14 protein-coding genes are annotated in these 17,869 nt (G+C 65.4%); 7 read left to right on the top strand and 7 right to left on the bottom strand.

The window, feature by feature from the left end:
• Window positions 1-120: 120 nt before the first annotated feature.
• A complete protein-coding gene (locus OKA11_RS01580) occupies window positions 121-1,476 on the bottom strand; it encodes an IS1380-like element IS1247 family transposase (protein WP_006473457.1) in 1,356 nt (451 codons plus the stop codon).
• A gap of 94 nt (window positions 1,477-1,570) precedes the next feature.
• Between OKA11_RS01580 and OKA11_RS01575 the strand changes: the two genes are divergently transcribed.
• From OKA11_RS01575 to OKA11_RS01545, 7 genes are all read left to right on the top strand, one after another.
• Complete coding sequence (locus OKA11_RS01575; RefSeq protein ID WP_267218476.1) at window positions 1,571-2,077, top strand: substrate-binding domain-containing protein; 507 nt, start codon at window positions 1,571-1,573, stop codon at window positions 2,075-2,077.
• Between the two features lie 21 nt (window positions 2,078-2,098).
• Entirely contained in the window at window positions 2,099-2,869 is a 771-nt protein-coding gene (locus tag OKA11_RS01570; RefSeq protein ID WP_267218475.1) for a class II aldolase/adducin family protein, read from the top strand.
• 23 nt (window positions 2,870-2,892) lie between these two features.
• Window positions 2,893-4,110, top strand: a complete 1,218-nt coding sequence (locus OKA11_RS01565; RefSeq protein WP_267218474.1) for an LLM class flavin-dependent oxidoreductase — start codon at window positions 2,893-2,895, stop codon at window positions 4,108-4,110.
• Window positions 4,111-4,156: 46 nt separating this feature from the next.
• Window positions 4,157-5,302 (top strand): ABC transporter permease, encoded by a 1,146-nt coding sequence (locus OKA11_RS01560; RefSeq protein WP_267218473.1) that lies wholly within the window; start codon window positions 4,157-4,159, stop codon window positions 5,300-5,302.
• A complete protein-coding gene (locus OKA11_RS01555; protein ID WP_267218472.1) occupies window positions 5,299-6,195 on the top strand; it encodes an ABC transporter permease in 897 nt (298 codons plus the stop codon). The genes OKA11_RS01560 and OKA11_RS01555 overlap by 4 nt, the downstream gene beginning before the upstream one ends.
• Complete coding sequence (locus OKA11_RS01550; protein WP_267218471.1) at window positions 6,192-7,979, top strand: dipeptide ABC transporter ATP-binding protein; 1,788 nt, start codon at window positions 6,192-6,194, stop codon at window positions 7,977-7,979. Before OKA11_RS01555 ends, OKA11_RS01550 begins: the two co-directional genes overlap by 4 nt.
• A gap of 149 nt (window positions 7,980-8,128) precedes the next feature.
• Entirely contained in the window at window positions 8,129-9,166 is a 1,038-nt protein-coding gene (locus OKA11_RS01545) for a sigma-54 interaction domain-containing protein (RefSeq protein ID WP_267218470.1), read from the top strand.
• Window positions 9,167-9,207: 41 nt separating this feature from the next.
• On the opposite strand, the gene OKA11_RS01540 is transcribed toward OKA11_RS01545, so the two are convergent.
• From OKA11_RS01540 to OKA11_RS01515, 6 genes are read right to left on the bottom strand one after another with little or no spacing between them, the layout of a single operon-like run.
• Complete coding sequence (locus OKA11_RS01540) at window positions 9,208-10,260, bottom strand: ABC transporter substrate-binding protein (RefSeq protein WP_267218469.1); 1,053 nt, start codon at window positions 10,258-10,260, stop codon at window positions 9,208-9,210.
• A 42-nt stretch (window positions 10,261-10,302) separates the two neighbouring features.
• Window positions 10,303-12,216 (bottom strand): ABC transporter ATP-binding protein, encoded by a 1,914-nt coding sequence (locus OKA11_RS01535; protein WP_267218468.1) that lies wholly within the window; start codon window positions 12,214-12,216, stop codon window positions 10,303-10,305.
• Window positions 12,203-14,077 (bottom strand): ABC transporter ATP-binding protein, encoded by a 1,875-nt coding sequence (locus tag OKA11_RS01530; protein WP_267218467.1) that lies wholly within the window; start codon window positions 14,075-14,077, stop codon window positions 12,203-12,205. Before OKA11_RS01530 ends, OKA11_RS01535 begins: the two co-directional genes overlap by 14 nt.
• A 10-nt stretch (window positions 14,078-14,087) precedes the next feature.
• On the bottom strand, window positions 14,088-15,353 hold the full coding sequence (locus OKA11_RS01525; protein ID WP_267218466.1) for an acyl-CoA dehydrogenase family protein: 1,266 nt from the start codon (window positions 15,351-15,353) through the stop codon (window positions 14,088-14,090).
• Window positions 15,350-16,636: an acyl-CoA dehydrogenase family protein gene (locus tag OKA11_RS01520; RefSeq protein ID WP_267218465.1), complete on the bottom strand. Its 1,287-nt coding sequence runs from the start codon at window positions 16,634-16,636 to the stop codon at window positions 15,350-15,352. The genes OKA11_RS01525 and OKA11_RS01520 overlap by 4 nt, the downstream gene beginning before the upstream one ends.
• Before the next feature lie 16 nt (window positions 16,637-16,652).
• A complete protein-coding gene (locus OKA11_RS01515; RefSeq protein WP_267218464.1) occupies window positions 16,653-17,750 on the bottom strand; it encodes an LLM class flavin-dependent oxidoreductase in 1,098 nt (365 codons plus the stop codon).
• Between the last annotated feature and the right edge of the window lie 119 nt (window positions 17,751-17,869).

The following is a 17,869-nucleotide window of genomic DNA, read 5'->3' as shown; positions in this document are numbered from 1 at the left end:
CTGCTGGATCTGGACGGATCAGACCGCGAAGCCGCTGTTTCCTTGCCCAGGGGCGGCGTTTTTCAGCGCAGCGGACAGATCTGTCCAGCCGCTTTCGTTCAGTTTGAGCGTGGATCGCGATCATGCGCATAGCGGTGGCGCTCGCAATCGGCGGATAGCGGCGAGGATGGCGCGTACCATCGTGCCGGTGACAGCGACCTCGGCCAGCTGGAAGGTGATGGTGCGGGCGTGACGGACCACACGTGCCCCGATCTTGATCAGCTTCAGTTGCAGGCTGGTCAACGACCAGTCGGCCATGGCCTCGGGCAGCTCGATGCAGCGCAAGAAGGTGGCCAGGTTGTACGCCAGGGCGTGCAGTTGCAGCCGCACCTCATTGTCGCGGAACTTCCGGCACGACAGCCGCGTCCAGCGAAAGGCGTATTTGCCCTCTTTGATGTGCTGCTCGGCGGTGCCGCGCTGGTTGTAGAACCGCACCACCCAGTCCGGCTCCATCGGCAGGTTGGTGACGATGAAGCCGACACGCGGGAACAGTTCGCCCGGATGCCATTCGATCTTGGCGATCACCCGGCGTTCCTTGTCCCAGGACGCCGCCTGATACTCGAATTCCTCGAAGAACCGCTTGACCTTGGTCAGTGACGGCCGCCCGACAGGGCGCGTTAGCCGATGCGCGATCTTGTCCTTGAGGACCGCGTTTGCGGGCAGCCGGATGGCGTAGAAGAACCGCGCTTCTTCCAATCGCTCATAGATCGCCGGGATCGCGTAGGCAGCATCGGCCCGGAAGAACCTGCCACCAAGGTCGCGCTCCGCGTAGCGCGCAATTACGGGGTCGAGAACATCACGCCAGCCATCGGCGCTGTGGACGTTGCCATGGCGCAGGGCGCAGCGTTCCAGCATCCCGAACTGGTTGAACAGAAAGTTGGGGTGATAGCAGCTACAGTCGAAATGGCCATTCCAGGCGGACCCTTCCTGGTCGCCATGGGTCGGGCTGACCGAGCTGTCCATGTCCAGAACGATGTACTTCAGCCCGTTACGGTCATGGAACCGGTCGATCCATTGCCCGTTCAGGTCGGCCAGCGCGGCACGGTTCCCGGCCAGAGCCAGCGTCTCGGTCTCGAACCGTCCCATCTGCGATGCCGAGGCCGCTTGTGCATCGACCGCTCTGCCGCCGACAACTTGGCGCATGACCGGATCGCAGGCGAGACGGTTGGCGTCGTTGACATCCTCGTATCCGGCCAGCCGCCCAAAGACTGATTGCCGGAACAGGCCGTCGAGCCGATGGACCGTGTTCTTGCCAGAGCGAGTATCGCGCAGCGCCGCTGACGCCAAATCGGACAACCCGAGCGCGTCATCAAGCTCGCGCATCACCAGAAGGCCGCCGTCGGAACTGAGCTGCGTGCCGCGAAATTCCAGCCGCACGCGAGGGTCGAAATCCACCCGATCTGCCCGTTGCAAGCCCGCACCCTCTGGGTGATCCATGAAACGCGCCCCTCGCAGCCTTCAACACCATGTTTTATATAGGAAATATAATGGTCAGGACAGCGAAATCAGCGCCTTACTTGGGAAATGTGGGTTGGCGGCGGGCAAGGTGGATGCGGTCTACGTCAAGGGCGCATCGGCAGTGGATGCGGCGCGGCGGGCCGGCGTGATCGTGGGCATCGACCTTGATGGCTATCCCAGCAGGCATACGCGCGTGAACAACGGCACACCGCGACCGATCACCGTAAGCCGCGACCTTCTCGACAATCATTTCGATCTGGTCGTGCGCTTTCTGGAACAGACGCTGCGCGCGGCCGACTGGGCGGAGCACAACCTGCCGGCCCTGCGAGGCATTCTCCAGAAGGAGACTTATGCAGGCGCTGCCGGCGTCGAGACCGCATACCGCAATAATTTCCATCGTTCATTGCACCCGGATCTTTCCGAGGAGCGGGTCGCGCTGCTGAAGCAGCAGGCCAATTTCCTGTGGCTCCACGGCTTCCTCGAACACGATGTCGATGTCGACGCGTGGATCGATCGCAGGCCGCTGGAAGTCGCCCTTGAACGACGTGCCGCCTTCACCACCGGCGATCGCGCCGCCTGACAATCCCTGAGGAGAAACAGCATGGCCACTACCATCCCAAATCCCTCCGTCTCTCCGGCCGCCCCCTCTGGCGCCGCCGAGGAGAGCCTGAATTCCGCCGTCCTCGATTTCGCCCGCGACGTCGTCGCCCAGTCCGCGGAGATCTTCCGGGCCTACCGCGAAACCGGCACGATCACCGCCAATGGCACCGTGGGCTTCATCGAGCGCATTCCCGGCGAGGACAAGATCGTCACCGTCAACCTGCCGCATCCCTTCGATCGCAGCATCCATTCCAATGCGCCGTTGAACTTCTCGGTCACCGGGCTGGACGGCACGGCGTTCAAGGGCCGCGCGAACGCGCGCTATCTCAAGGTGTTCAACCAGAACCCCACGATCACCTCGCTCAGCCACGTCCATTCGCCCAATCTCGGCGCCTGGGCGCAGACGCACCGCACGCTGCCGATCAGCTATGTGCCGGTGCAGCGTTTCCATCTCGCCCGTGAACTGCCGGTCTACATCGACCGCCGCCAGGACGAGCAGGACTTCATCAACGAGAAGCTGGCCGAGAACCCGTTCACCCCGGCGATCATCGAGGCAAATGGCGGCGCCACCGTGTGGGGCTGGAAGGGTCTGCGTGACCTGGCCGAGTTCATCCTACTGCTGGAAGAGGGCGCCGATATCCAGATCCGCGCCCAGGCACTGGGCGGCGCGCGCACTTACGGCCCCGGCGTGCTGCGCCAGCAGTGGAAGATGAGCAAGCGCTATGACGAAGCACGCGGCCTTGGCCTGCTGCCCGTCACCGATCTCGACTGAATGCATCCCAGAAGGCGCACCCCATGACCCGTCCCGTGAAGCTGCTATGGTATCTGACCGCGCCCGATGGCCCTTATCCCTGGGCCGAGGAAGGGCGCTGGCAGACCGGCTTCGACCATCTCGAACAGCTTGCCGTGACGATCGACAAGCTGGGCTTCTACGGGGCACTGCTGGGTTCCAGCACGTTCGAGAGCCTTGCCGTGGCCGCCGCGATGATCCCGGCGACGGAGCGGATGAAGTTCCTTGTCGCGCAGCATCCCGGCGAACTTTCGCCGGCGGTGCTGGCGAAATACGCGCAGACGTTCGACCACTTCTCGAACGGGCGGCTGCTGTTCAACGTGGTCAATGGCAACGATGCCGGCCTGGCGGCGCTTGGCGTGCATTATCCGCATGACGAGCGCTACGATTTCAGCTTCGAATACTGGGATGCCTTCCGCAAGGTCTACGCGGGCGATCGCTCAGGCTACGAAGGGCAGTTCGTCAAGCTGTCGCCGCGCGGCGAGGGCGGGGCGCCGATGGGTGTCTGGGCCGGGCCCTACCAGCCACACGGCGTGCCGCTTTGGGGCGCGGGCACGTCGGCGCCGGGCGTGGCCCATTCGGTGAGGCTGCTGGATGTCTATCTCAGCTTCGCCAACACGCCGCCGCTGCTGGGCGACAAGTTCCGCCGCGTCGGCGCGGAGGCGGCGAAGATCGGCCGCACGCTGGAATACGGCACGCGGCTGCAGGTGATCGTGCGCGAGACGGAGGAGGAGGCCTGGGCCCATGCCGAATGGCTGCTCCAGCGCTCTTCGGTGGAGCACGCCTTGCGCTCGATCCGCATGCGCCTGCCGCCCGGTGAAACGCTGGAGACGTTCCGCAGCCCCGATCCGCAGGTCCAGCGCAATATCGAGACGGTGAAATCGGGCCGCCTGCCCAGCGCGCGGGACCTTGAAGTCTATCCCAACGTCTGGGTTGGGCCGGCATGGTTCGGTTTCGACATCATGGGGCCGGCTGCGGGCACGACGCTGGTCGGCAGCGCCGAGAATGTCGCTGCGCGCATTCGCGAATATGTGGAGCAGGGGACGGGGGCCTTCATCCTTTCCGGCTTCCCGCTGATTTCCGAAGCGCACCGCGTGGCGGAACTGTTGTTCCCGCTGCTGGATCTCGACCACGGCTTCGATGTGCCGGCGCTGCGCGTCGGGCCGCCGCGGGCCAGCGCCGATCCGGTGCCAGCGCCGCCGCCGGAGAAAGTGCCGGCCTGAACGGGCGCGGCAAAACGGAACCACTGGACCGCAGATTGGGCACGAGATGGCAACGATCTATTCCCCCCAGCCCCAACCCACGGCCGATCGCCCGGAGGCGGAACAAGGCGGCAGCACTGAAGCCGGCGGAGACGCCCGCGTCAAAGCCAAACGGGCGGTGCGTGAGAGACTGGCACTCCCCGCCTGGCTACCATGGCTGGGCGGCAGGGTGCTCTCGGGCATTGCGACCGCCGTCGTAATTTCCGTGCTGGTGTTCGCCGCCACGCAGGCGCTGCCCTCCGATCCGGCGCGGGTGATCCTGGGGCCGGATGCAAGCGAAGACAGCATCCACACGCTCCAGCGCCAGCTCGGCCTCGACCAGCCCATACCGCTTCAATACGTCCGCCGGGCAGGCCGGGCGGCATTGGGTGAATTCGGGGATTCGCTCGATTCCAGCGTGCCGGCCGGAAAGATCGTGGCCGATCGCTTCGGCAATTCGGCCGCGCTGATGGCGGTGGTCCTGGTGCTGGCCGTGCCGCTGGCTTTTCTGGGCGGGGTGGCGCTGGCGATCCGGCGCGATAGCCGCTTCGATCGCTGGACGATGAATGCGATTATCCTGTTCAAGGCGCTGCCGGCGTTCGTTCTGGCGATCGGGCTGATCCTGCTGTTCTCGACCACGGTGTTTCCGATCCTGCCAGCGGTCTCGCTGCTGGATCCGGAAATCTCTCCCTTGCTGCAGCCGATCTATCTGGTGCTGCCGGCGCTGACGCTGATCCTGATCGTGGCGCCGTTCCTCCTGCGGCTGGTGCGCTCTGCCATGATCGAGACGCTGGAGGCGGAATATGTCGCCGCCGCCCGGCTGCGCGGCATTCCCGAATGGCGGATCATCTGGACCCATGCCGTGCCCAACGCGCTGGTTCCGGTGATCCAGGGCATCGCGCTTACCAGTCGCCTGCTGCTGGGCGGGGGGCTGATCGTGGAAGTGGTGTTCAGTTATCCCGGCATCGGCAATGCGCTGAATTCCGCCATCGAGATGCGCGACGTGCCGGTGATCCAGGCGATCACGCTGACGATGGCGGTGGGCGTGGTGGGCATCAACCTCCTGGCCGATGTCGCGACCGTGCTGGTGACGCCGAAACTGCGCACGTCCGCGCGGCCCCGGCTGCGTGCGGGCACGCGCGCCAAACTCAAACTGAAGGCAGGCGGAGTATGAGTTCCGGTCTTTCCAACTTGCGCCGCGATCCGCAGGCCCGTCTCGGCCTCGTGCTGGCGGGAATAGTGGTGCTGATCGCGCTGCTTGGTCCCCGACTGGCGCCGCAATCCCCGCTGGCGCTGGTCGGCGCGACATATGGGTTGCCGGGCGACGGAGCGCTGCTGGGCTACGACTACCTTGGCCGCGATGTCTGGTCCCGTCTGCTTGCCGGGGGGCGATCGGTACTGTGGATGAGCTTTGCCGCATCGGCCATCGCGCTGGCGGCAGGCGCGATCATCGGCATTTCGGCCGGTCTATCCCGCCGCCGGGTCGATCACGTCGTCGTCTGGCTGACCGACGTATTGCTGGCTTTTCCGGACCTGATCCTTGTGCTGCTGGTCGTATCCATGCTGGGACGCGCGCCTTGGCTGATCGTGCTGACGGTGTCCGTCTCCTTCGTGCCGGGCGTCATCCGGCTCGCGCGCGGCGTCACGCTGGGCGTCGCATCCCAGGAATACATCGAAGCGGCCAGACTGATGGGCTACCCCTGGTGGCGCGTGGTCTTGCTGGAAATCCTGCCGAACATCGCGACCCCGCTGCTGGTCCACCTCGGCATCATGCTGACCTGGGCGATTGGCATGCTCTCGGGATTGAGCTTCCTGGGCTACGGTGTAGCGCCTCCGGCGGCCGACTGGGGACTGATGATCAATGAGAACCGTGCGGGGTTGATGATCCAGCCCTGGGCAGTGCTGGCCCCGGTGGCAATGATCGCCTGTTTCGCGCTGGGCAGCAATCTCATTGCCGAAAGCGTTGCGCGGGCAGGTGCGCGCATTCCTTCCCGCCGCGGAGCGAAATCACGTGCTCGCACCCAGATGCGCGGCATCAAACGCCGCGAGCAGGAGGGCCGGTCATGAGCGTCGTTCCCTTTGTGAAGGCCCTTCTCCACGTGCGCGACCTTGCGGTCTCGCTGGAAGATGGCACGCCGATTGTGGAAGGTATCAATTTCACCGTGGCACCCGGTGAGATCGTGGGCGTGGTGGGCGAAAGCGGCTCGGGCAAGAGCAGTATCGCAACCGCGCTGCTGGGCGATGCGCGCGCCGGCGCGATCGTCTCGGGCGGCTCCGTCCTCGTCGATGGGCGCGACATCCTGTCGCTGGAAGATGCGGGACGGCGGCGGCTGCGCGGCTCGGTGATTGCGCATGTCGCGCAGGACCCCGCGCTGGCGCTCAATCCCATGCGCCGCATCGGCTCCCTGCTCGACGAAGAACTGCGGGTCCATCAGCCAGAACTCGGCAAAGCGGAACGGCAGGCGCGCATAGCGGAAGCTGCTGCCGACGTCGGCCTGCCGACCGCCGCGGAGTTCCTGCGCCGCTTTCCGCATCAGCTCTCCGGCGGGCAACAGCAGAGGGTCTTGCTGGCGCTGGCGGTGCTGTTGAAGCCCGGCCTGATCGTGCTCGACGAACCGACCACCGCACTCGATGTCAGTACGCAGGCGCGGGTGCTGGCGACCATCCGCAATCTGTGTCGCACCCGGGAAATCGGGGCGGTCTATGTCTCGCATGACCTTGCGGTGGTGCGAGAACTGGTCGACCGCGTGGTGGTACTCTACACGGGGCATATCGTGGAAAGCGGTTCGCGCGATCAGATATTCGGCGCCCCCACGCATCCCTATACCCGCGGTTTGCTGGACGCCGTGCCGGACATATCGGGCCGGCACGGCGTTCGCGCCATTGCCGGCCATGCCCCGGCGCTCGATGAGCGCGGCACGGGCTGCGCTTTCGCGCCGCGCTGCGATTTGCGCAGTGCCAGTTGCAACGGGCAGCCCGCGCTGCGCGATTTCGGTGATCGGCATGCGGTGGCCTGCCATCATCCCGTGCGCGGCAAACGGGAAGAGAGCCCGATCGCGGTTCGCGCCGATAGTTCGGCAATCGACTTGCCGGCACTGGCCGTGATCGAACACATTTCTGCAAGCTACGGCGCAAGTCCGGTACTGGTCGACGTCGATCTCACGCTGCCCAGGGGCTATTGCACGGCATTGGTGGGAGAGAGCGGCTCGGGCAAGACCACTTTTGCGCGGGCGCTGGTGGGGGCCGTGGACGATGTCGATGGCGCTTTCTTCTACGACGGCCGGGCTATCCCGTTGTCGGGAGGCCGCGACAGGGATCTGCGGCGCCGGATCCAGTACATCTTCCAGAATCCGTTTCGTGCCCTCAACCCGCGCCAGACCGTGGGGCAGATACTGCGCACGGCGGCACTGCATTTCTTCCCGCTGCGGTCTGCCGATGCGGACAAGGAAGTGGCCGCGGTCCTCGAACGCGTGGCGCTGCCACCCGAACTGGCACAACGCTACCCGCGTGACCTGTCGGGCGGCGAACGCCAGCGCGTGGCCATCGCCCGCGCCCTGATCTGCAAGCCGGAATTGCTTATCTGCGATGAGATTACCTCGGCGCTCGACGTATCGGTGCAGGCCGCGATCATCGATCTGTTGCGCCAGCTTCAGAAGGAGGTGGGGCTGACGATCCTGTTCGTCACCCATGACCTTGGAGTGGTGCGCGCGGTTTCCGATTTCGTGGCGGTGTTGCGACATGGCAGCATTGTCGAGCAAGGGAGTGTGGCGCGCGTGTTGGACCATCCCGAACATGATTACACGCGCGCGCTGGTGGCGGATTCGCCCCGTTTACGGAACACTGCGGCGTAAAGCAGGCACGGTTCGATAGCCCAGCTATTGACGACCCAAGAAATCTCAACTGTTTTGGTAGACAATTGATGTTAGCGTCGTTCTCGACAAGTGGAAGCGGATCACCGCACTGGCTTGAAAGCTAGGAGCGACATCAGTGGGGCTTCAACATGCGCGACACGATCTTGAAATTCGAAGTTTCGGCCCTGGCGATCCGGGCGCGGACGTTCATCTTCTCCGACCCCCGGTCGAAGGCGCTCCTGCCCTTGATCGAGCGGACCGCGCCCAGCAACGCCACAATCATGATCACCGGCGAGACGGGCACCGGCAAGGAACTCGTCGCGCGCTACGTCCACCAGCAAAGCGGGCGGGCCGACCGGCCGTTCGTGGCGGTGAACTGCGGCGCCTTTTCCGAAACCCTGATCGAAAGCGAACTGTTCGGACATGAACGCGGCGCCTTCACCGGCGCGCACAATGCACGGGAAGGTTGGTTCGAAGCGGCCAACGGCGGCACGCTATTTCTGGACGAAGTGGGCGATCTTCCGCAGTCGCTTCAGGTGAAGCTGCTGCGTGTTCTTCAGGAGCGCGAAGTCGTTCGCCTTGGCGCGCGGCGCCCGGTCAGCCTGGACGTGCGCCTGATCGCCGCGACCAACGTCGACTTGCGCGCAGCGGTGGAGGAGGGCAAGTTCCGCGAGGATCTTTTCTACCGCCTTGGCGTCGTCACCCTGCCCTTGCTTCCACTACGTGAAAGGCCGGCGGACATCCTGCCTCTGGCCCGCCATTTCCTGGGCGTCTACGGTGAGAGATCCGGTTCTCCCGCGATCGAACTGAGCCCGGATGCAGAGGATCTGGTGTTCCACTATCCTTGGCCGGGCAATATCCGCGAGCTGGAAAATGTGATACAGCGCGCGACGCTGATCGCGCCGGGTAAGCAGATCGAGCCCGAACACCTTGGCCTGCCCAGCCGGGCCTCGCGTGAACCTCAGATTTCCGCGCGTGAGACCGAAGGACTGGACGGTGTTCGCGCGATGATCTCCAAGCTGATCGCCTGCGGCGAGCCGGAGCTGCTTGATCGGTTGATCGACCTTGCCGTTCGCGAGGCCTTTGCGGCGACGGGCGAGAATCAGGTGCGCACCGCTCAGGCCCTTGGCGTGACCCGCAACGTCATCCGCACTTATCTGAAGAATGCGGGGCTGATCGGCGAGTAAGGCGATTGCGGCGGATCGCAGCGATCCGCCGCAATCCAGTTTCATGCGACCGGATCGGCACGCTCGCGCAGGCGGGCTTGGGCCGCTTCCAGCGGACGGCGGTCCACCCATTCGTCCAACGCGAAATCGCGATCGAGCAGGTTGTGGAGGAACATGAAGGTCTTCTGCTGCTCGAACAGCGCGAGCCGCTCGTCCGAGAGGTCGGGGTGCAGATCGGCTAACGTCGCATCACTATAGGCACGCGCGACCCCTTCGGGACCGGCGCGCGTTTCGCCCTGAAGCAAGGTGCGGACCTCGGCCTGGTTGGTCTGTGACCAGTCGGCGGCGGCCAGGGTACGCTCCAGGAACCGGACGACAAGATCGAAATGATTGTCGAGCAGGTCCTGGTGGACAGTGATCGGACGCGGCGTGCCGTTGTTCACACGCCAACGCCGCTCGGGGAGAGCATCGAGGTCTATGCCCAGTTCCAGCCCAAGCCGCTGGGCCGCGTCGATCGCCGATGCGCCCTTCACGTAGACGGCGTCGACCCGGTCCTCGACGAGGTCGGTCAGCCCGGCCCAGAGCGATTGCAACTGTGTCCGCTCGTCTCCGCCGGACACCGCGCGGGCGCCCACTTCGACGAAGCGCACATCGTCGAAAGTCAGCCCGGCATAGGCAAGGGCGCCCTTGATGCCGTGCAGGCTCATCCCGCGCGCAATGCTGGAGCCGCGGACGTGCGCTGCGTCCGGCCGCTCAACCCAACCGGGCAGAGCGACGCGTCGGCCCTTGAGATCTGCAGGCGTGCGAATGCCCGATCCAGGGCGGACGAGGATCGCCTGAGCCTCGTCGATCCAGGTCAGCCCGATCAACCGGCTCGGTGCGCCTTGGGCGCGCGCAGCAATGGCCAAGAGGTTGCCGCCTTCCCGGATGAGCGTCGGCAATTCATGATCGTAATGGTGACGGCTGAGTGCCGATCCGCGATTGTCCTGCAGGGTGGCCACCTTGATGCCGTCGGGCGCGAATTCCTGATCGAGCCAGCCCAGTTTGTAGGCAAGGCCGGTAGCGGTGGGAACCGGGCATCGGGTAAACCAGAGGGTGTCGATGGCGTCAGTCAAGTTGGCCTCCTTCGGGCTGGTGGTTGATGGGCACGGTTATGATCACGAGGCAGCGGACAATGCGGGATCGCTATTGCCTGCCGGGTCGCCCATCTGTTCGCCCGCAGGTTCGGGCGCGCTGTCGATCAGATCGCCGCTCTGGCGCTGATAGGCTTCGTAGAGCCGCGCATAGGCGCCGCCGATTTCGGTGAGTTCGCCATGGCTGCCAATTTCCACGACCTCGCCATCACGGATCACGGCAATGCGGTCGGCATCGCGGATCGTGGCGAGCCGGTGGGCGATGATGATCGCGGTGCGCCCTTCGCAAAGGCGCCGCAGCGCGCGTTGGATCATGCGTTCGGTATGAACGTCGACAGCGGATGTTGCCTCGTCCAGCACCAGTACGGCGGGGTCGGTGAGATAGGCGCGCACGAGGCATACGAGCTGGCGCTGGCCGTGGCTGAGATTGGCGCCCAATGCGCCCACTTGCGTGTGATAGCCATAGGCGAGCCGGCCAAGCACCTCGTCCGCGTCCAGCGCGCGGGCGGCCTCGATCAGTTCCGCGTCCTGCGCGTCCGGACGGGCCTGGCGCAGATTGTCGAGCACGGTGCCGCTGAACAGCACATTGTCCTGAAGCACGACGCCCACATGCCGGCGCAGCTCCGACTGGCGCATCTGCTTCACGTCGATCCCGTCGATCAGGACCTGCCCGCTCTGAGCCTCGTAGAAGCGTGTGAGGAGCTGGACGAGCGTGCTCTTGCCATGGCCGGTCGCGCCGACCACTGCCACGACTTCGCCGGCATGGATATGCAGGGAAAGATCGTGAAGCACTTGCGGCAAGGTGCCCGGGGCGTAGGAAAAGCTGACCGAGCGAAACTCCACATCGCCGCGCAGCGCCGGGACGGCGACCGGCATTTCCACATCGAGAATTTCCGGCCGGGTATCGAGCAGCAGGAACACGCGCTGGGCCGAAGCCGAGCCCGAGGCATAGCGTTCGAAAAGGTCATTGAGGTCCTGCAGTGGCCCCAGGAACAGCATGACGTAGAACAGGCTCTGCGCCAGCTGCCCCAGCGTGATCTGGCCTTCGAGCAGCCCATAGCTGCCGACGAGCAGGATCATCGCCATTCCCGCCGCGTTCAGTAGCCCGCTGAGCGGCGCGAACCAGCCCGATCGCATATTGCCGCGCACCAGCGCACCGTCGAAATCCGACAGCAGTTCGCGGTAGCGCTTGCGGTTCGGCTCCTCGCGCACGAGCTGCTGGATCATGCGTACGCCGGAGACCGTCTCGACAAGGTGGGAGGTGAAGCGGCTGCGGTTTTCCGCCACCACGGCCCAGCTTTTCTGTGATACGCGCTTGAACAGCCAGGTACCCACGACAAGGAAAGGCACCACGCTGGCCAGTCCCAGCAACAGCAAGGGCGACATGATCCACAGCATCAGCGCCGCGCCGACGAAGCGCAGGATCGCCGAGAGCATGTCGGGCGGCCCCTGCACCAGCAGCGCCTCCAGCGCATCTACGTCCCGATCCGCGCGGGAGAGAATGCGGCCCGCCTTGGTCCGGTCGAAATACCCGACGCTGAGGGCCTGGATATGCTCGAAGATGCGCACCCGCAGCGTGTTGAGCACAGTGAGGGCGGCAGCGCCTGCAAGATAGCTTGAAAGGCCGGCGAACAGAAAGCGGGCGAGCCATGTCACTGCAAGGCCGATACTCAGCCAGGTGAGCAGCCGCTCGTCCAACGTCCAGCCCTGCGCTCCCTTTACCAGTCCGTGGTCGAGGAGTTGGCCGATGAACCAGGGACGCGCAAAGACGATGCCGACCAGCAGCGTCTCCAGGGCGAAGACGGCGGCGACTTGTCCGCGCACCGGGCCGAGCAGGGGGACCAGACGGTGGAACATGCTGCGATCGAGCGCCTTGCGCGCCAGCATTTCCTCGATTTCGATGTCGCTGAGGACGCGCTTGTTGTCAGGCGGCGGCACGGTCAATTCCCAGAAGATCGCGGTAGAGCGGGTCGAGCAGCAGGTCCTCGTGCTTGCCGCTGGCGCGGATGCGCCCGCCAGCCAGAAGCAGCGCGCGTTCAGCCTGCAGAACGGAGGAGAGCTTGCTGGTGACCAGCAGCACGGTCATGCGGCCGCCATGGGCGGCGCGCAGGTTACGGATGCCGGTGAGCACGGCCCGCTCGGTCACGGCATCGAGCGCGCTGGTGGCATCGTCCAGCACCAGGATGTCTGGCCGACCGAGCAGCGCGCGGGCCAGGCAGAGGCGCTGGCGCTGCCCGCCTGAAAGCGTGACGCCGCGATCGCCTATGCGGGTTTCGAGGCCCTCGGGAAGCCGCGCCAGCAGTTCGCCGGCGCCGGCAAGGCTGAGGGCTTCTTCCAATGCGGCATCGTCGGCATCCGGCGCAGCGGCGCGCAAGTTTGCAGCGAGCGTGTCCGAGAACAGGAAGATGTCCTGCGGCACGACATGGACCCGGCGCCTGAGGGCAGCGAGATCGAGCCTGCGGACGTCATGCCAGCCGTTCGCATCGGAACCGATAGCCACCGCGCCGCCGCTTGCATCGGCAAGGCGCGGAAGCAGCGAGGCCAGCGAACTCTTGCCCGAGCCGGTCGCGCCAACGAGCGCGACGATCTGCCCTGGCTCGACGGTCAGGCTGCAATCGTCCAGAACCGCCGTCTCTCCGCCGGGAGAGAGCAGCCGCACGGCATTCAGGCGAAAGCCCAGGGTCCCGTCAGGCAGCACTACATCTCCGCCCACGATCGAGGGGCGTTCGTCCAGCAGGTCCCAGATCCGGGCGGCCGAGGCGCGGGCATCGGCAAAGATGCGCATGACGCGGCCGATCGTCTCGACCCGGAAAACCAGTGTCGTCGCGATGAGTAGGGCGGAGACCAGTTCACCAATGCCCAACCGGCCCGCGACGACCAGATGGGCGCCGTAGGCCATGATCCAAACGTGCCCCAAGGCTACGACTGCCTGCGGGATCGGGATGCGCGAACTGCACCAGGCCAGCGCGTGGCGCGACTGGTCCAGGAAGAAGCCGACATGGCCCTGGAACTTGCGGATGCGGCTCTGTTCCAGCCGGAACGACTTGATGACGCGGACGCCGCCGATCCCTTCGGAAAGGTCCTGGTTTACTTGATCGTAGGCATCGCTGACATTCCGATCGAGCACGACCAGCGTGTCGGTCTGGCGGACGAAGATCAGAAAGCCGATGACGGTCAGCAGGAAGGGAACAAGGCCCAGCACCCGGTCGTACCAGAACAGCAGCCCCATTGCGGCGCCGACCACCAGCGCGGTTTCCACTGTCTGGCGCCAGAACGCGACCAGTGCATCGCGCAGCTTGTCGGCATCACGCGTGGTGCGGGTGATCATCTCGCCCATGCCGTGCTGCCAGTGATAGCCGAGCTGAAGCGACTGCACCTGCACCAGTATTTTCTCGCGCAAGGTGGAGAGCAGCGATTGGCTGGCGCGGATGCTGCACATTCCGGAGATGTATTGCAGAACCCCGCGCGCGGTCGCCAATGCGACAAGCAATGCGGCCCAGTGGAGCGCCACGCTGAAATCGATGCTGCCATCGGGAAGCCGGGTCGCGGCCTTGCCGCTGTTCACCGCGTCGAGCGCGCGGCCGACCAGCCATTGCTGTAGGGACAGGCTGAGGTTGATCACCGCAAACAGCGCGAAAGTGGCCGTGAACAGCACCGGGATCTTGCGATACAGCGCCAGGCTGCGCAGCAGCGGATACCGTGCGAGGGGTGAGCGGGCAAGGGGGGAGCGGACGCTGGGTGAGGGCGATGTCCCGCTCGGCGCCGCGTGGTGCGCGGTGGCAATGGTGGCTTGGGTCATGCGGCTCGGATCAGTCGCTGGAGGGCAGGGCGGGGCGACGGATGGCGACCGCGGAGTATTCGTGCGGCGGTGTACCGTTCAGGTAGTAGTCGCCCACGTGGTGCAGCCTCCAACGGATCGGATCGTGCGTGGTGTGGACGCGGACATCGGCCCAGAAGCGGTCAAGGTTGAACCTGCGGTAGGAGGAACTGGCGCCCAGCAGCGAGAACATGTCGCTGGAGATCAGTAGCGCCGCCTCGTCCGTCTTCACCCTTGCCGCCGCCACCGACAGGATCAGTTCGTCGTCCAGCGTTTCCGGGCGCCCGGCGGCGAGATAATCGTCGTAGAGATTGGCGGCATCGCGCAGCAACGATTCCGCCACGCGCAGGGCCACGGCATAGTCGCCGATGCGCTTTATGATGAGCGGTTCCTGCACCGCGCGCTCAACATCGGCATCGATCCAGACGTTTGCATGCGAGTTGAGATAGGCGATCGCCGCCTCGAACGCGCCGCGTGCGATGCCAGCGTCGATGGCGGCGTGCAGAATCTGTGCCCAGGTGAGCCCGGTCCGCTCGGGCTTGGCCGGTGCGCCTGCGGTGGGAAGCGTTACCTGATCCTCGTCCAGCACAAGGTCGACGAAGCGCACGCCGCCGCTCATCGAATGACGCTGGCCGAAGGCGTTCCAGTCGTTGTCCAGGAACAGGCCCGGCGTATCGCGATGAACGATGAACCCGATCTGTCCCTCGTCGCCCTTCGCGCCCGAGAAGATCCATTCGGCGAGATAGCTGCCGGTGGCGTAGAACTTTGCGCCGTTGACCACCCATTTGCCATCGGTCCGGCGTTCGGCACGGGCACGGGTATCGAACTTGTGCTTGCCGCCCACTTCGGCGGCAGCATGGGCAAGACGCTTTCCGGCGCGCACGTCGGCAATGATCCGCTGTCGCAAAGCGTCGGCCGGGCGGCGCAGGAGCCCGCGCAGCATCATGAAATGGATCTGCACGAGTTGGCCGACACCACCGTTCGCTGCCGAGATGATCCGCGTGATTTCGACGATGGTGGCCACCGACGCGCCAAGCCCGCCATGTTCGGGCGGCAGGCCCACGGTGGTGATGCCGGAACGCTCCAGGATAGCGCTCTGCTCATGGGGAACCCGGTTCCGTTCGGCCGGATCGGCGGAAATGATGGCGATCAGGGCTGCTGCTTCATGGGCGGCGGCAATGGCCTCCGCCTCGTTGGTGAAGCGGGGGGCGAGCGGGGGCAACCGGTCGATCACTGCGGTTTGGGTCTGCGTGCTCATGGCCGCGAAGTCTCCCGTGCGGCATTCGCCGCGCTGTTGGCGTTTGTGGCGATGGCGATCTCCTGCTGGCGCAACCTTGCCGCGCGCCCGTACTCGTCGGGCGGGACGCCGTTCAGGTAGAAATTGCCGATGTGGTGAATGCGCCAGCGGATCGGGTCGTGCGTGGTATGGACGCGCGCGTCGGCCCAGTAGCGTTGGAGGTTCCAGCGATCGAGCGTCGAATTGGCACCGGTCAGGGAGAACAGGTCGCTGCCGATATGGATCGATGCGGCGTCGGACTGGGCGCGTGCCGTTGCCACCGCAAGGATGAGTTCATCCTCCAGAGCGCGATCCCCCGGACTGTTTTTGAAGAGGTCGAACGTGCGCGCGGCATAACGCAGCGCTGACTCTGCAGCGCGCACCGCCACGGCATATTCGCCGATGCGCTTGATCGTGTGCTGTTCGTCGGCGGCGCGGGCAACGCCGGCTTCCGGCCAGGCCCGCATGTTGTCGCGGATATAGGCCGTCGTCGCTTCCAGCGCGCCGCGCGCAATGCCGGTATCGATGGCGGCGTGAAGGATCTGCGGCCAGGTCAGCCCGGTGCGCGGCATGAAGTCGCCACCGCTAGGCCCTGCTTTTACGCCGGGCGCGAAACGTGGATCGACCTCGACATTGTCGAAGCTGATGCTGCCGCTGACCGAATGCTGCTGCCCATAGGCATCCCAGTCATCCGCGAGCGACAGCCCCGGAGCGTCGCGGTGGAGCAGGACGCCGACCGGCCCCGCGTCGCTGGTGGCGGAAATCGAAATCCATTCCGCCAGGTAGCAGCCGGTGGCGAACGTCTTGCGGCCATTGAGCCGCCAGATCCCGCGATCGTCCTGCGTCAACCTGGTTCCGCCGCCCTTGCCTTTCCCCTTGCCCTCGGCCAGCGCGTTGCCGAAGCGTTTGCCCGCGAAAATGTCCGCGATGAGCCGGGCGCGGAATTCGTCGTCGGGCCGGGAGAAGACGCCCCGGATCATCACGTTGTGAATCTGGAGCAATTGCCCGACGCCCCCGTCGGCGGCAGAGATGATCCGCACGGTTTCGACCACGGTTTCGATCGATGCGCCAAGACCGCCCAGTTCGCGGGGTACGTAAATTGCGGTCACGCCGGAGGCGGATAGGATTTCGGCCGCTTGGTGGGGGATCCGATCGTTCAGCGCGGCGTCGCGAGCCAGCACCGCGATTTCAGCGGCAGCGGCATGGGCTGCGGCGATGGCCTCCGCTTCGCTGGCGAGACGGGGCGGGATGATGGTGTCGGTCATGACAGTTGCCTCCCGCTCAAGCCGACTGCAGTTCGGGCGCCTTGGCGGCGGCCAGCTCACGGCGGCGAACTTCCTCTCGCACGGCGGGAATGATCCAGCGGCCGTAATCGACGGCGTCATAGAGCGGCTCGTATCCCCGGTTGAGGAACGTGGTCACCCCGATGTCGTAATAGTCCAGGAGCGCCGCGACGATCTGGTCCGGCGTGCCCACCAGCGAGGTGGAATCATGGGTGGCGCCAACGGCGGTCGCGGTGCCCATCCACAGGCAGCGATCATGCCGTTCACCCCGCTCGGCCGCTGCCAGCAGGCGCTTGGTGCCGGTGCCCTGAACGCCGTGGAACAGCGGGTTGGACGGCGCATTGCGGCGATTGCTGGCAAGCTGCTCGGCAATCCAGTGCGCGCGCTGCCAGGCCTGCTCCTCGGTCTTGCCGATGATGAGGCGCACGGAGAGGCTGACACGCGGCGCAGGCTTGCCGATAGCTGCCGCTGCGGCATGAAGCTTGCCGATCTGCTGCTTCACGTCCTCAAGCGGTTCGGCCCAGAGCGCATAGAGATCGCAGTGCCGCGCGGCGACGTGGTAGGCGGCGTCCGATGATCCGCCGAACGAAACCGGGATGTGCGGCTGTTGCAGCGGCTTGATCGGCGTGAAGACGTTCTTGAGCTGATAGTACTTGCCGTCGTGGTCGAATGGCTCGTCCGACGTCCACGCGCGGCGCAGAACGTCCAGGTATTCGCTGCTACGCGCGTAGCGCTCGTCCTTGTCGGTCAAGAAGTCGCCCAGGCCGGGTTCGGCGGTGATGCCGGTGATCGCGTGGACGCGGATGCGCCCGCCCGTCACATGATCGAGCGCGGCCAGCGATTTCGCGGCTTGCAGCGGGGTGGTCGGGCCAGGACGAAAGGGGATCATGAAGCCCAGCTTTTCGGTATGCGACGCGGCAAATCCGGTGGCGACGATCGCCTCTCCGCCAGCCAGCATCAGCACGCGGTCGAAGCCGGCGTTTTCGTGCGCGCGGGCCAGATCCCGCAGGAAGTCGAGATCGAGGTTCTGACCGCCCCCGGCAGGTCCCAGCAACTGGTTGCGTGCGGCAAGCGCTCCGACGAATTCCACTGGCATTGGTGTACCCCTGACTTGGCGCTTGAAGCGCAATTGCGGGTCCACCAATCAAGAGGCGTGCCAAACAGCGGATATGGCTCTAGCCTTCGGACAATGCGCGCTTCCATCTGGCAGTTCAG

Source organism: Novosphingobium clariflavum (genome assembly GCF_026420865.1).
GTDB lineage: Bacteria > Pseudomonadota > Alphaproteobacteria > Sphingomonadales > Sphingomonadaceae > Novosphingobium > Novosphingobium clariflavum.
Note: the sequence above shows the minus strand (reverse complement) of the source record. Positions and strands in the feature narration are given on the sequence as shown.